At 67.4% G+C, this 13903-nt stretch carries 16 protein-coding genes; 3 read left to right on the plus strand and 13 right to left on the minus strand.

Annotation, left to right across the window (positions count from 1 at the left end; translation table 11 throughout):
* Positions 1-5: 5 nt before the first annotated feature.
* The 3 genes from AB6732_RS13360 to dnaB all read right to left on the minus strand — a co-directional run bounded on the left by AB6732_RS13360 (position 6) and on the right by dnaB (position 3388).
* Positions 6-614 carry a hypothetical protein gene (locus AB6732_RS13360; RefSeq protein ID WP_370960421.1) on the minus strand — a complete coding sequence of 203 codons (609 nt, stop codon included), beginning with the start codon at positions 612-614 and terminating at the stop codon, positions 6-8.
* A gap of 69 nt (positions 615-683) precedes the next feature.
* The gene (locus AB6732_RS13365; protein WP_370960422.1) at positions 684-2012 is read right to left on the minus strand and encodes an MATE family efflux transporter; all 1329 of its coding nucleotides are present in this window, start codon (positions 2010-2012) and stop codon (positions 684-686) included.
* A complete protein-coding gene (dnaB, locus tag AB6732_RS13370) occupies positions 2012-3388 on the minus strand; it encodes a replicative DNA helicase (protein WP_066213631.1) in 1377 nt (458 codons plus the stop codon). The genes AB6732_RS13365 and dnaB overlap by 1 nt, the downstream gene beginning before the upstream one ends.
* 571 nt (positions 3389-3959) lie before the next feature.
* Between dnaB and AB6732_RS13375 the strand changes: the two genes are divergently transcribed.
* Positions 3960-4508: a hypothetical protein gene (locus AB6732_RS13375; RefSeq protein WP_370960423.1), complete on the plus strand. Its 549-nt coding sequence runs from the start codon at positions 3960-3962 to the stop codon at positions 4506-4508.
* On the opposite strand, the gene AB6732_RS13380 is transcribed toward AB6732_RS13375, so the two are convergent.
* Positions 4505-5146, minus strand: a complete 642-nt coding sequence (locus AB6732_RS13380) for an FMN reductase (protein WP_370960424.1) — start codon at positions 5144-5146, stop codon at positions 4505-4507. The genes AB6732_RS13375 and AB6732_RS13380 overlap by 4 nt on opposite strands.
* A gap of 99 nt (positions 5147-5245) precedes the next feature.
* Between AB6732_RS13380 and AB6732_RS13385 the strand changes: the two genes are divergently transcribed.
* A complete protein-coding gene (locus AB6732_RS13385; protein WP_370960425.1) occupies positions 5246-5668 on the plus strand; it encodes a DUF1801 domain-containing protein in 423 nt (140 codons plus the stop codon).
* Between the two features lie 150 nt (positions 5669-5818).
* Here the strand turns inward: AB6732_RS13385 and rplI are convergent, their stop codons facing one another.
* From rplI to rpsF, 4 genes are read right to left on the minus strand one after another with little or no spacing between them, the layout of a single operon-like run.
* Positions 5819-6271 carry a 50S ribosomal protein L9 gene (rplI, locus tag AB6732_RS13390; RefSeq protein WP_066213620.1) on the minus strand — a complete coding sequence of 151 codons (453 nt, stop codon included), beginning with the start codon at positions 6269-6271 and terminating at the stop codon, positions 5819-5821.
* Positions 6272-6288: 17 nt separating this feature from the next.
* Entirely contained in the window at positions 6289-6528 is a 240-nt protein-coding gene (gene rpsR / locus AB6732_RS13395; protein WP_026820365.1) for a 30S ribosomal protein S18, read from the minus strand.
* 60 nt (positions 6529-6588) lie between these two features.
* On the minus strand, positions 6589-7194 hold the full coding sequence (locus AB6732_RS13400) for a single-stranded DNA-binding protein (protein WP_370960426.1): 606 nt from the start codon (positions 7192-7194) through the stop codon (positions 6589-6591).
* A gap of 55 nt (positions 7195-7249) precedes the next feature.
* Positions 7250-7555 (minus strand): 30S ribosomal protein S6, encoded by a 306-nt coding sequence (gene rpsF / locus AB6732_RS13405; RefSeq protein WP_066213614.1) that lies wholly within the window; start codon positions 7553-7555, stop codon positions 7250-7252.
* 235 nt (positions 7556-7790) lie between these two features.
* On the opposite strand from rpsF, the gene AB6732_RS13410 reads away from it, so the two are divergent.
* A complete protein-coding gene (locus AB6732_RS13410) occupies positions 7791-8438 on the plus strand; it encodes a DUF1345 domain-containing protein (protein WP_370960427.1) in 648 nt (215 codons plus the stop codon).
* 67 nt (positions 8439-8505) lie between these two features.
* Here AB6732_RS13410 and AB6732_RS13415 read toward each other — a convergent pair whose 3' ends face one another.
* The 5 genes from AB6732_RS13415 to AB6732_RS13435 form a co-directional block, all read right to left on the minus strand.
* Positions 8506-9810: a M18 family aminopeptidase gene (locus AB6732_RS13415; protein ID WP_370960428.1), complete on the minus strand. Its 1305-nt coding sequence runs from the start codon at positions 9808-9810 to the stop codon at positions 8506-8508.
* Positions 9811-9930: 120 nt separating this feature from the next.
* A complete protein-coding gene (locus AB6732_RS13420) occupies positions 9931-10656 on the minus strand; it encodes a response regulator (RefSeq protein WP_370960429.1) in 726 nt (241 codons plus the stop codon).
* Positions 10649-11950, minus strand: a complete 1302-nt coding sequence (locus AB6732_RS13425) for a sensor histidine kinase (protein ID WP_370960430.1) — start codon at positions 11948-11950, stop codon at positions 10649-10651. Before AB6732_RS13425 ends, AB6732_RS13420 begins: the two co-directional genes overlap by 8 nt.
* 4 nt (positions 11951-11954) lie before the next feature.
* Complete coding sequence (locus tag AB6732_RS13430; RefSeq protein WP_370960431.1) at positions 11955-12857, minus strand: ABC transporter permease; 903 nt, start codon at positions 12855-12857, stop codon at positions 11955-11957.
* A 9-nt stretch (positions 12858-12866) separates the two neighbouring features.
* Complete coding sequence (locus AB6732_RS13435; protein ID WP_370960432.1) at positions 12867-13841, minus strand: ABC transporter ATP-binding protein; 975 nt, start codon at positions 13839-13841, stop codon at positions 12867-12869.
* Positions 13842-13903: the final 62 nt, after the last annotated feature.

Below are 13903 nucleotides of genomic sequence, written 5' to 3' on the forward strand. Positions count from 1 at the left end.
CTAGTTTACGCGTTCAGCGTTCCGGGCTTGCGCCGGGCATCATGCCGCAGCGTGAGTGCCGACAGGATCCACAGGACACCGGTCAGCACGGCCCCGCCGCCGGCCACTCCGAGGAGCGCATGGGCGCCCAGCGAGATGAAGAAGGGGAGCAGCAGCGCGGTGCCCAGACCGACGACGCCGGAGATCAGCAGGTCCCGCCCGAGCAGTCGCGCTTCGCTGGACGTGCGGCGCTTGAGGAACAGCCCGACCTCCACGGCGCCGGTCACGGCCAGCGCCGCGGAAAGCGCCAGCGTGACGCCCGCGTCCGTGTGCGGGTTGAGCACCAGGATCACGACGGCGGCGGCCGCCTCGGCGAACGCCGCCACGGTCAGCGGGGTGCGCAGCGAGTCCGAGGAGAGCCGCCCGAGCCAGAAGAGTGTGGCCGCGCCGGCCAGCAGATACCCGAAGGCGGCGTAAGCGTAAACAGCCAGGCTGGGGCCGACCCAGAAGACCGTGATGGCACCGAACACCAGAGCCACGAGAGAGCGGACCAAGAGGGGCGCCCACAGCTTTCCGGCGTCCTGCGAGGCGCTCTGGGGCCCGGCAGGCTCGTTCTGGGGGAGTTCCTGGTCCATAGTCACGCCTTCAAGCTTAAAGCCGCGGCGATCAGGCGGCGAATCGAGCCCCCGCCACGCTGGTCCGTCTCACGCTCCCGCCACCATCCAATCGTCTCTTCTGACCCGCCAGCCCAGCGTCAATGCCCGCGCGGACATATAACCGATGCCGAATGCCAGCCAGAGCCAGAACAGTCCCCATGGACCCTCCCGCGGCCCCAGGAAGTACACCCCGAGCAGAAGAGGCGCGTACACGAGGACGTTGACCACACCCGCGAGAGCGAGGTACCGCGCGTCCCCGGCGCCGATCAGCACGCCGTCGAGCACGAACACCAGGCCCGCGATCGGCTGCCCCACCGCCAGGACCAGGAGCGCGGCCAGCAGCGACTGGTGGACCCCTTCGTCGGGCGTGAACAGCCAGCCGGCCCAGGGGGAGACGACAGCCAGGAACGCCCCGGTGATCACCCCGAAGCCGAGGCCCCACCGCATCATGGTCCGCGTGAGCTCGCGGACCTTTGCCAGCTGGTGGGCCCCGAGCTCCTTGCCGATCATCGCCTGCGCCGCGATGGCGAGGGCGTCCAGGGCGAAGGCGAGGAAACTGAAGATGGTCATGGTGAGCTGATGGGCCGCCAGATTCACGGCGCCCTGGGCGCTGGCCACGAAGACCGTCGCCAGGATGGCCAGACGCATGGAGGCCGTGCGCAGCATGAGCCAGGAGCCCACCTGCGCCAGCGAGAGCACTCCTCGGAGGTCCGGCGCCATCCTCACTCCCAGACGGGAAGCTCTCCGGGCGACCATGACGATGTAGACGAGCGCCATGAGCCACTGGGCGATGCTGGTGCCGAGGGCGGAACCCGCCACGGACAGCCCCATCCCGTACACGAGGATCCAGTTCAGCACGATGTTGATGCCGAAGCCCGCCCCGGCCACCACGAGCGGCGTGCGGGTGTCCTGGAAGCCGCGCAGAACGCCGGTCCCGGCGAAGACGAGCAGCATGGCCACCAACCCGGGCAGGGACCACAGCAGGTACTCCGCCGCGAAACCGAGGACGGCCTCGTCGCTGGCGCCGAGGGTCGCCAGCAGCGGACGAGCGGTCCACAGGCCGAGCAGGGCGAGGACGACCCCGAGAACCCCCGCCAGCCACAATCCGTCCCGGCCCGCCGCAAGGGCCTTTCCGGGATGGCCGGCGCCCACGAGCCGGGCGACGGCCGGCGTCGTGGAGTACGCCAGGAAGACCATGAGTCCCACGGCGGTGTGCAGGACCGTGGTGGCCAGGCCGGCGCCGGCCAGCTCAGCGACACCGAGGTGGCCGATGATCGCTGAGTCCGCCAGCAGGAACAGCGGTTCCGCGATGAGGGCGCCGAAGGCCGGGACGGCGAGCCGGAGGATCTCCCGGCCCAGCCGCGCCTCACGGGCCATCAGAAGCCTTCTTGTTCTGCGGCCATGTCCTTGAAGCGCGAGTACCGGCCCTGGAAGGCGACCACGAGGTCCTTGGTGGGGCCGTTACGGTGCTTGGCGATCAGGATGTCCGCCTCGCCGGCACGGGCCGTCTCCTTGTCGTACACCTCTTCACGGTGGAGAAGGATGACCATGTCGGCGTCCTGCTCGATCGAGCCCGATTCACGCAGATCGGAGACCATGGGCCGCTTGTCCGTACGCTGCTCCGAACCACGGTTCAGCTGCGACAGGGCGATGACCGGCACCTGGATCTCCTTGGCCAGCAGCTTGAGCGCACGGGAGAACTCGGAGACCTCTTGCTGGCGGGACTCGACCTTCTTGCCGCTCGTCATGAGCTGGAGGTAGTCGAGGATGACGAGCTTGAGGCCGTGCTGCTGCTTCAGGCGGCGGCACTTCGCCCGGATCTCCATCAGGGTCATGTTCGGGCTGTCGTCGATGAAGAGCGGGGCGTCGTTCATGCTCGCCATGCTGCCAGCGATCTTGTCCCACTGGTCCTGCTTGACCGTGCCGCGGCGCAGGTCCTGGAGGTTGATCTCCGCCTCCGCGGAGAGCAGACGCATGGCGATCTCGTTCCGGCCCATTTCGAGCGAGAAGAAGACGGTGGGCAGGTTGTTGGCGATGGCGGCGGACCGTGCGAAGTCGAGGGCGAAGGTCGACTTACCCACGGCGGGACGGGCCGCGATCACGATCATCTGCCCGGGGTGCAGGCCGTGGGTCAGCTCATCGAACTCCCGGAACCCTGTGGGGATGCCGGAGATGCCGCCCGTCTGGGTGCCGGCGGCCTCGATCTCGTCGAGGGTCGGCTCCATGACGTCCTTCAGGGCGACATAGTCCTCGGTGGTGGTGCGCTCAGCCACGGCGTAGACCTCGGCCTGTGCCTGGTTGACCAGCTCCTCGACCTCGCCGTCCTGGCCGTACCCCAGCTGAACGATCTTGGTGCCGGCGGTGATCAGGCGGCGCAGCACGGCGCGCTCGGCGACGATGTCCGCGTAATAGTTGGCGTTCGCCGCCGTGGGGACGGTCTGCAGCAGCTCGTGGAGGTAGGCGGGACCGCCGATGCGGTTGATCTCGCCGCGCTTGGTCAGCTCATCGGAGACGGTGACGGCGTCAACAGGTTCGCCCCGGGAATCCAGGTCCAGGATGGCGTCGAAGATCGCCTCGTGGGCCGGGCGGTAGAAGTCATTGCCCCGCATGACTTCGCTGACGCTGGAGATCGCGTCCTTGGAAAGGAGCATGGCTCCCAGGACGGATTGTTCAGCGGCGATGTCCTGCGGGGGAGTCCTCAGGTTGTCGTCTTGACGCGGGCCATCCACGGCCTCGATGGGCGCTACGGACACGGTTGCCTTCCTTTTTCCTGCTGTCTGTCAAGAAGATCTTCCCCGGGAGGGCTGACAGTAATTCGAGCCGACAGGAACTCGATCTGACAGGGATGTCCGGCCGGAGTGCGGCTCCGCCCTCCGACCGTTCCGGATCGGTCCTGGGCGGCGGTCCGCGCCCGGGTCACGGGAGGAGGAACACCCTGGAGAACCGACTTCGGGGAATCGGTCACGACGGCGGTCGCAGCGCGCGCCGTGCCCCGTCCCGGGTGGAGTACCCACTCACGGTAGTCGGGTTTCCCACAGCCTCAAAGCCCATATTTCCTCACAGCTGTGGATAACTTGTGGATGACTGAGCTGAGCTTGTGCGCTTCCCTGGGTCCACCTGTGGGTAAGTAGGGGACCCTTCAACCACAAACGCCACCTGACCTGGAGAAACACTGTCTACATCGTGTGGAGGGAAAGAATTTCGGGATATTTTTTTCATCCACAGGACGCGGCCGTGAGTGTGGACAACTCGCCTACTTCGCTGTGCTGGAAGCCGGTGACCTGCGCCCATGCGCGGCACGCCCGTCTGCAATAGGCTGGAGGCGTGGAACCTCTCCTGATCCCGCTTCTCATCCTGATCGCCGTCGTGGCCGTGGTTCTGCTGCTCGCTCGCCGCTGGAACCGCCCGACGGAACCCGTCGAAGAACAGGATCCGCGGGAGCTGGCTCGGGAGGCCACGCGCGGACTGAGCTCGGAGCAGCACCGTGCGCTGTACTCCCTCATCGCCCAGGAGCAGCTGATCGGCGCCATCAAGGTGTACCGCGAAGCCACCGGGGTCGGTCTGCGTCAGGCGCGCGACACCGTGCTGGCCATGGCACGCTACCCACAGCCGTATCTGGCGGCTCCTCAGGCCGCGAACGCGGGCGAGCCGGCCGAGGAGGACGCTCCGGAGGTCTTCGGCTACCGTTACCGCGCCATCGCGAGCAGTGGGGACACCACCCTCGAGGTGAGCAGCAACATGCTCAATGACCAGATCTACGGACGGATCCGCGACCTCGCCGTCCATGGCGAGCGGGAGCAGGCCGCTGCGCTCCTCGCCCGCCACTCCACGATCTCACTCGACGAGGCCCGGGAGTTCGTCGCGCTGCTCTAGTGAGCGGCGATGCCGGCCAGAAGCTGCTCGAACGGGAGGGACACCATGTCGTCCTCCCGCTGACGGGCAGGCGCCTCGGCGATGACGCCCGCGAGCTCACGGCCCGCGCGCTCGACCCGGTCGGCGAGCGAGCCCCGCTGCGCGCCGTCGTCGGTGTTCCCCCAGTCCTGCGGACCCGCGAACACGGCGGTGGGCACCACGCGCGAGCGGAGGTAGCCGAACAGAGGTCGCATGGCGTAATCGAGCACCATCTGGTGACGATCGGTTCCCGCCGTGGCGCCCAGGAGCACGGGGGTCCCCTCCAGCGCCTTCGGATCGACGACGTCGAAGAAGGACTTGAAGAGGCCGCTGAAGCTCGCGCTGAACACCGGGCTCACGGCCACCAGCCCGTCGGCGTTCTCCACGGCTGAGATGAGGTCCGCCAGGCGCGGTGCGGCGAACCCGGTGACGAAGTTGTTGGCGATGTCCACCGCGTAGTCGCGCAGCTCCACCACCTCCACCTCCGACTGGATGCCCAGGTCGGTCAGGGAGCGCTGAGTCGCCGCGGCGAGCTGATCCGCCAGCAGACGGCTCGACGACGGCACGCCCAGGCCTGCCGACAGCACCACGACCTTGCGGGGCTCAGTTGCTGATTCCATGTGATCCACACTCCCATAGTAGATGCATTTGCATTTACTTTCCTTAACGCGTGTCTCCCGGATCTATTCCCAGGGCAGCTCCGGTGCTTGGATGGAGGCATGCATCCCCTCGACGCGACCGCCGGTTCCTCACCCGCCGAGGAGCTGATCGGCTCCCTGGTCCGTCCGGAGCAGCAGGCCGACTCCCGGGCCCTGATCGGGCTCTTCGAGGCCTTGAGCGGGCAGGAGGCGACCGTCTGGACGGGAAAGATCGTGGGTTTCGGGCTGTACCACTACCGCTACGAGAGCGGCCATGAGGGTGATGCCCCTCCGCTCGGCTTCTCCCCGAGGAAGGGGAAGTTCGCGCTGTACGGGCTGCTGAACCACCCGGAGGCGGAGCGCCTGCTGGAACGACTGGGAAAACACCGGCGCGGAGTGAGCTGCCTTTACGTCAACAGGCTCTCCGACGTCGATCTTGAGGTGCTGACCGAGCTAGCCCGCCTCGGCTACGCCCACACCATGGCACACGACCACCGGCCCTGATGGTCGCCGGCCCCGCGGGCCTCGCCCGGCAGAAGACTTCCGGACATGACGAAGGCGCCCCACCCACAAGGGTGGAGCGCCTTCCGAAGTCCTGCGGCAGTTCCCTGGAGCCTCGCTGCGCTCGGTCTCAAGGAACCCTGCGCTGCTTGACTACTTGCTGGCCACGATCTCCAGGTTGACCACAGCGGTCACGTCGTCGTGCAGACGGACGTTCGCGGTGTAGGAACCGGTGGACTTGATGTGGACCGGCAGCTGCACGGAGCGCTTGTCGACGGAGCCCAGGCCTGCGGCCTCGACAGCGGCGACGACGTCGCTCGGCTTGATGGTGCCGAAGAGACGACCGGCGACGCCGGCCTTCGCCTTCAGGACGACCTTCTTGGCAGACAGCGCGGCAGCCTGAGCCTGAGCGGCCTCGAGGCTGGCCTGCTGACGAGCAGCGCGGGCAGCCTTGATGCTCTCGACCTGCTTCTCGCCACCGCGAGTCCAGGTCAGAGCGAAGCCGCGGGGCAGAAGGTAGTTACGGGCGTACCCGTTCTTGACCTCGACCACGTCGCCAGCAGCACCGAGACCGGTGACTTCCTGGGTAAGAATGAGCTTTGCCATGGTAGTGAATCCCTTCCTTAGCCGCGGCCAGCGCCGGAGTAAGGGAGCAGAGCAACTTCGCGGGCGTTCTTGATTGCCTGTGCGATCTTGCGCTGTTCCTGAACGGAGACACCAGTGACACGGCGGGCACGGATCTTGCCACGGTCAGAGATGAACTTGCGCAGAAGTGCGACGTCCTTGTAGTCGATGACGGTGATGTCAGCGGCCTTCAAGGGGTTGGACTTTGGTTTGGGCTTACGGATTTCAGCCTTAGCCATCGTGGAGCTCCTTTTCCTGGGAGCCCGTGGAGTGATCCACGGGATGGTGAATGTTGTGGTTTAGAAAGGCGGTTCGGAGTCCGGGCCGTTGCCCCAGCCTTCGGACACACCCGGGGTCGCCCACGGGTCGTCCTGCGGCTGGGAGGCCGGGCGCTGCTGAGGACGGCTGTTGCCGCCGCCCCAGTTGCCACCCTGGTTTCCGCCAGAGGGGGCCGGAGAGCCACCACCCTGGTTGCCCCAGGAGTCGCCACCGTTGCCGGACTGGCCGCCGTTCCAGCCACCGCCACCCTGACCGCCGGAGCGCTGGTTGCGGTTGACCTTCGCGTTGGCGTACCGGAGGCTCGGGCCGATCTCGTCGACCTCGAGCTCCATGACGGTGCGCTTCTCGCCTTCCTTGGTCTCGTAGGTGCGGCTCTTCAGACGGCCGCTGACGATCACGCGCATGCCCTTGGTCAGGGATTCTGCGACGTTCTCGGCAGCCTCACGCCAGATCGAAGCGCGAAGGAACAGGGTTTCCCCGTCCTTCCATTCATTCGACTGGCGGTCAAAAGTCCGCGGGGTGGAAGCAATGGTGAAGTTCGCAACGGCCGAACCGGACGGCGTGAAACGCAGTTCGGGGTCGTTGGTCAGATTGCCAATAACGGTGATTGGGGTTTCGCCTGCCATCTGCTTCCTCCTTGGGGTTCCTGCGAGAAATGTGGAGGACCGAAGTCACGCAGAATTACTCTGCGGAAACCTTCTGGTCTTCCGGACGGATGATCTTGGTGCGCAGAACGGTCTCGTTGAGGCCGAGCTGGCGGTCCAGTTCCTGAGCGGTAGCGGGAGCAGCGGTGAAGTTGACCACTGCGTAGATACCTTCAGACTTCTTCTTGATTTCGTAGGCCAGACGGCGACGGCCCCAGATGTCAACGTTGTCGACGGTTCCACCGTCGGTGGTGATGACATTCAGGAACTTCTGCAGCGACGGCTCAACGGCGCGGTCTTCGACCTCGGGGTCGAAGATCACCATCAACTCGTAAGGACGCATATGTGAACCCACCTCCTTTGGGCTGAACGGTTACGGTCTCTCCGTAACAGGAGGTTCATTGCGACTGTCGGTGGCCCGACCCTCCGATTGAGGGCAAGGCGCAACACAGACTTCACAATCTTAGTGCATTTCACGCTTCAAGCCTATTCGGCGTCTCCGCAGGAGGACAGTGGCGGCGTCCGTATGTGGATCGCTGCGACAGAAGGTGCTGTGGACCGACGGTTAGCCTTGGGTCATGACCACCAAGAAACCGGTCCGCCGGGCACGCCTGCGCTTCCTCATCATGCTGATCGTCGGAGTGACGACGGCGGTGATCGTCCTGCTCACGGGGCACCCGGTCCAGGCCCCGGCCGCGGGATGGGCGGCGGCCGCAGCCTCCTACGTGGGATGGGTGATCTCCAGGACCATCCGGCTCAACGCCGCGCAGACGCGCGAGCACGCGACGTCGGAGGACCCGTCCCGCGGGGTGACGGAAGCCCTCATCCTGAGCGCCAACATCGCGGCGATCGTCGCCGTCGCGATCCTGGTGATCTCCTCCCATCAAGGGGACTCATCCGAGCGGCTGTCGAATGCCGCGCTCGGTTTCGTGACCGTCGCCCTGTCCTGGATGCTCATCCAGACCCTCTTCACCCTCCGCTACGCGGAGATGTACTACGGCGGGGACAAGGAGGGCGGTATCGCCTTCAACCAGGACGAACCGCCTCAGTACACCGATTTCGCCTACCTGGGCACGAGCCTCGGCATGACCTACCAGGTCTCGGACACCAACCTGGAGACCACTGCCATCCGCCGCGAGGCCCTCAAACACTCGCTGCTCTCCTACCTCTTCGGCACCGTGGTCCTGGCCAGCACGATCAACCTGGTGGTCAGCATGGCGTCCTGACACGCACCCTGAAATGCCGGTGGCCCCACGGATTTCCGTGGGGCCACCGGCGTTTCAGCAAGAAGTCTCAGACCGCCGTTCGGAAGAACAGCTCCGAGGCCTTCGCCAGGCGGAACGGGTCCTCGACACCGCACAGCTCGCGGGCCGAGTGCATCGACAGCAGCGCGACCCCCACGTCGACCGTCCGGATGCCCAGGCGGGTGGCGGTCAGCGGGCCGATCGTGGAACCGCAGGGCACGTCGTTGTTCGAGACGAACTCCTGGTACGGCACCCCGGCCTCGGCGCAGAGCTTCGCCCAGAAAGCCGCACCCGTGGCGTCCGTGGCGTACCGCTGATTGGCGTTGATCTTGAGCAGCGGGCCGCCGTTGAGGAGGGGGCGGTTGGCGGGGTCGTGCCGCTCGGGATAGTTGGGGTGCACAGCGTGGCCGGCGTCGGCCGACACGCAGAACGACGCCGCCAGGGCCTGCCGCCGCTGGCTCACCGTGGCGCCGAGACCGTCCGAGATCCGGGTCAGGATGTCCTCGAGGATCGGACCGCAGGCGCCCGACCGCGAACCGGACCCGATCTCCTCATGATCGAACGCCGCCAGCACCGCGATCGGACCACCCGCGGGCACGCCGGAGGCGGCATGCCCGGTCAGGGCCACGAGACCCGCATGCGTCGCCGAGAGGTTGTCCAGACGCCCGGAAGCGAAGAACTCGCCCTTCGCCCCGAACACCGTCGGCTGCTGCGTGTCCGCCACCACGACGTCGTACCCACCGATGTCCGCGGGATCCACTCCGCCGCCCGGCACGCTCGCGGCGAGCACCGCGAGGAGGTCCTCCTGCAGCGGATCGCCCAGGCCGAACACGGGGTTCATGTGGTGCTGCTTGTCCAGGGTGAGGCCGTCGTTGACCCCTCGGTCCAGGTGGATGGCCAGCTGCGGGAAGCGGAGCACGGGCCCCGTGGCTGTGAGGTGCTCGCTGCCGTCGCGCAGGACCAGGCGCCCCGCCAGACGGAGCTCACGGTCCAGCCAGGAGTTCAGGAGCGGACCGCCGTAGACCTCGACGCCGGCCTGAAGCCACCCGAAACGTCCCGTGGTGGGGCGGGGCTTCAGCTTGAACGACGGCGAGTCCGTGTGCGCGCCCAGGATGTTGAACGGCGTGGTGGGGCCGGCGCCGTCGGGAGTGACCCAGGCGATGAGCGCCCCGTCCCGGATGATGTAGAACGCGCCCGGGCCGCCCGCCCAGGGCTCACGCTCGTCCAGCGCGGTGAAACCGGCCGCGTCGAGCCGGGCTGCCGCCTCGTGCGCGGCGTGGAAGCTCGACGGCGAGGCGCTGACGTAAGCGCCCAGGTCCTGGATGTGTTCGTATGCGGTGGCAGGTGAAGACATGGTTCAAGGCTAGCCCCCTGGCACCGTGCACCCGGGGCCGACGGCCCGCCACACTCCGAACCGCCCACCGGTGAACACGGGGTGGGCGGACCGGACCGCCGAACGGCGCAGTGGCCGGGCTCAGTAGTCCGGGTTGCTCGGCACCACGAGGCCCGTCTCGTACGCGTACACCACGGCCTGCACCCGGTCCCGCAGGTGAAGCTTGGCCAGGATGCGGCGCACATGCGTCTTCACCGTCGCCTCGGAGAGGAAGAACTTCAACGCGATCTCCCCGTTCGTGAGGCCTTCAGCCATCGCGAGGAGGACTTCGGTCTCCCGCGGCGTGAGTTCCTCCAGCATGGGATCGCGGGGAGGCGCCTGACCGTCGCCATGCCCTCGCCCGGCACCGCGGACGTAGGTCTCGAGCAGCCGCTGAGTCACCCGGGGCGCCACCACGGCGTCGCCGCTCGCCACGACGTGGACCGCGTGGATGAGCTCCTCGGGGGCCACGTCCTTGAGAAGGAACGCCGAGGCGCCGGCCTGAAGCCCCGCGAAGGCGTACTCGTCCAGATCGAACGTGGTCAGGATGATCACCCTGGTCTCAGGGTGCGCCGCGGCGATCAGGCGGGTCGCCTCGATCCCGTCCATGCCGGGCATCCTGACGTCCATGAGCACCACATGCGGCTTCAGGGCGGTCACCTGCCGCACCGCTTCGGCGCCGTTGGAGGCCTCGCCCACCACGACCAGGTTCTCCTCGCCTTCCAGCACGAGGCGGAATCCCACACGCAGCAGCGGCTGATCGTCCACCAGCAGCAATCGCACCGGTCCGGTCACGGTCCCGCCCGTCTCATTCACCAGCTCAGGCATCGCCTGCAACCCCCTTGTCATAGTGCAGTTCCGCGGTGACCAGCCAGCCGCCGGCCGGCAGGGCGGACGCCTGCACAGTGCCACCGTACATGCCGGCCCGGGCACGCATCCCCGGGATGCCCTGTCCGCTGCCGAGAGCACTGGCGGCGCCGGCAGCGTACGCCGACCCCACGCCGTCGTTCTGCACCCGGATGTGGACGACGCCCGGCGTGTGCTCCACCACGGCGTCCACGCGGGACAGGCCCTTGCCGTACCGCAGGACGTTGGTCAGCGCTTCCTGCACGATGCGGTGCACGGACAGACGCAGCGTGGTGTCCTCGGGCAGGACCGGACCCGTGAACGTGAAGGTCAGCGGCAGGCCCGCCGTACGGAAACCGGTGACCATCCGTTCGAGATCGTTGTCCCCGTTAAGAGGTGTCAAAGGCGCGGCGCCGTCCTCCTCCCGGAGGACGCCCAGGACCCGTCGCGTGTCCGCCAGGGCCGCGCGCCCGGTCCGGGAGAGTTCGGTGAGCACTTCCGCCGCCCGCTCCGGATCCCTCTTCAGCACCCTCGACGCGCCGTCCGCCAGGGAGACCATGACCGTCAGCGAATGCGCGACCACATCGTGCATCTCCCGCGCGATCCGGCTCCGCTCGGCCGAACGGCCCCATTGCGTCGACTGCTCGGCCCAGGAGGCGATCGCGGCTTCATACTGCCGCCGCTGACGCACGGCGATGCCGAACCCGACGGCGATCACGCAGCTCAGGTACGTGGTGAGCACCACCGAGAGACGCAAGGCGACGTCGCTTACCTCCGGGCCGCCGCTCGTGAACGCCTCCGCATACTGCTCGGCGCTCGTTCCGAAGACGTAGCGCCAGACCAGGGGAGCCGGCCCGAGGATCAAGGCGATGACCGCGATACGACGGCGGTACGCGACCCCCACCGCATAGAGAGCGAACCACAGCCCGGCGCTCAGATTGGAGGCCCAGAGGTCGGTCAGCGCCAGAACCAACTCCAGCACCGCCACCACGCCGAAGACCACCAGCGGCGCCTTCCGCCGGAAGAACAGCGCCGTCGCGATGCCCAGGACCGCGACCGGAGCCAGCCACGTCCCACGGGCGGTGTTGCCGATGGCCGTCGCCAGGGAAAGCAACAGATAACAGACCACCACGACGGCGTCCATCACCCTCGGATGGGCCGCGAAGTACCGGCGGACCGCGCCGCGGTGGCGGGCGTTGATCTCCGCCAGTGAAAGCGGCGCGGGCGCCGCCCCCGAATGGGACGGCGCCGCGAAGGAGTCCTTGGAGCGGGTCACGTGCTCAGACGTCCCGTTTCTTCAGGACGATGAGCGCAGGGATGGCCAGCAGGAGGACCCAGCCGAGCAGGACGAGGCCCGCGATGCCCGGATCCAGGATGCCGTCGACGTGCCCGATGGCGAGGAAACGCCCGCCGGCCTGGCTCGGGAGGTACTGGGGGACGTACTTCCAGAACTCGCCCGGAATGAGCTGCATGAAACTGCCTGCGAAGTCCAGGACGAACAGGAGCGCCACCAGCACGGTCACGCCGCCGGCCGAGCTCTTCAGGAGAGCGGCGAGGGAGAGGCCGATGATCGCCACGGCGGCCACGTACAGACCACCGGTGAAGACCCCCTGCAGCACGCCCTCGGTGTCCCAGCCCAGATTGAAGACGGGCATGTCCGAGAAGATCGCCATCGAGATCAGGAAGGTGATCACGGCGGTGACGGTGGCCAGCACGTACCCGACCACGGCCAGGATGATCGCCTTGGCCGCGAACACGGGCAGACGCTGAGGCGTGGCGGACATGGTGGAACGGATCATGCCGGTGGCGAATTCGCTCGAGAGGAACAGCACCGCGAGCGAGCCGAGGACCAGCACGGCGATCTGCAGACCGGCGTTCGGCAGGTTGTACAGGTCGATGCCGCTGCCCTGACCGATCGAGGACTGCAGTTCCTGAGCGGACGGCTTGGCGCCCATCTTGCTGGCCTGATCGATCATGGTCTCGAAGATCGTGTGGCGGACCCAGGCGGTCAGCGCGCCGACACCCACGGCCGCGACGGCGGTGCACGCCAGCAGCCAGATGGTGGAGCGGAGGCTCCAGAACTTGATCCATTCGCTGCGCAGCAGGCCGAGGAAGCTCCAGTTGCCGGTGGTGGCGCCCTGGGCGGGGGCCGTCTGCGTCGTGTTCAAAGTCTGTGTGCTCATCACTGTCCCCTAGTTCCCGAAGCCCTGGCCGTCGGCGGGACCGGCCGCCGCGGCGTGAGCATGAGTGGCGTTGGCCATGCTGAAGTCGGACTGGTATTCGGCGGCCCCACGCGTCAGTTCGAAGTACGCCTGCTCGAGGGAGGCCTCCTGCGGTGTCAGCTCGTACAGCAGGATCTGACGCTCCAGCGCGGCGCGGGCGATATCCCGGGTGTCCAGGCCGGAGACTTCGAGGGTCTCCGGGGCGGACTGGCTGACGGACACGCCGGGTGCGGCGAGAGCCGCGGCGAGTTCAGCCGACTGCGGCGTCCGGACCAGGGCCTTCTTCTGCTGGACGCCGGCGATCAGCTCCTGGACCGACATGTCGGCCAGGATCTTGCCGCGGCCGATCACCAGGAGGTGGTCCGCCGTCTGAGCCATTTCGCTCATGAGGTGGGAGGACAGGAAGACCGTCTTGCCCTGCCCGGCGAGGTAGCGGACCAGGTTCCTGACCCAGTGCACGCCTTCGGGGTCGAGGCCGTTGACGGGCTCGTCCAGGATGAGGGTCTGCGGATCACCCAGCAGCGCGTTGGCGATGCCGAGCCGCTGACCCATGCCCAGCGAGAACCCGCCGGCACGCTTCTTGGCCACCTCGGTCAGGCCGGTCATGGCCATCACCTCGTGGACGCGGCTCAGCGGGATGTCGTGAGTGGCGGCCATGGCGCGGAGGTGGTTGTAAGCGCTCCGGCCGGTGTGCACGGCTTTGGCGTCCAGGAGCGCCCCCACCTCACGCAGCGGCGCTTTGTGCTGGGCGAACGGCTTTCCGTTCACGGTCACGTGACCGGCGGTCGGCTTGTCCAGCCCCATGATCATGCGCATGGTGGTGGACTTCCCGGCGCCGTTCGGTCCCAGGAAGCCCGTGACCCTGCCGGGCTGGACGGTGAAGCTGATGCCGGAAACAGCGGTCTTGGGTCCGTACTGCTTGCGCAAGCCTTGTGCTTGGATCATGCCTGGTCCTCGCTTTTCGATGATGCGATCGGTGTCGGCTCCTGCCGGGTTCAGCCGGCGGG

Source organism: Arthrobacter sp. RCC_34 (assembly GCF_041360795.1).
GTDB lineage: Bacteria > Actinomycetota > Actinomycetes > Actinomycetales > Micrococcaceae > Arthrobacter_E.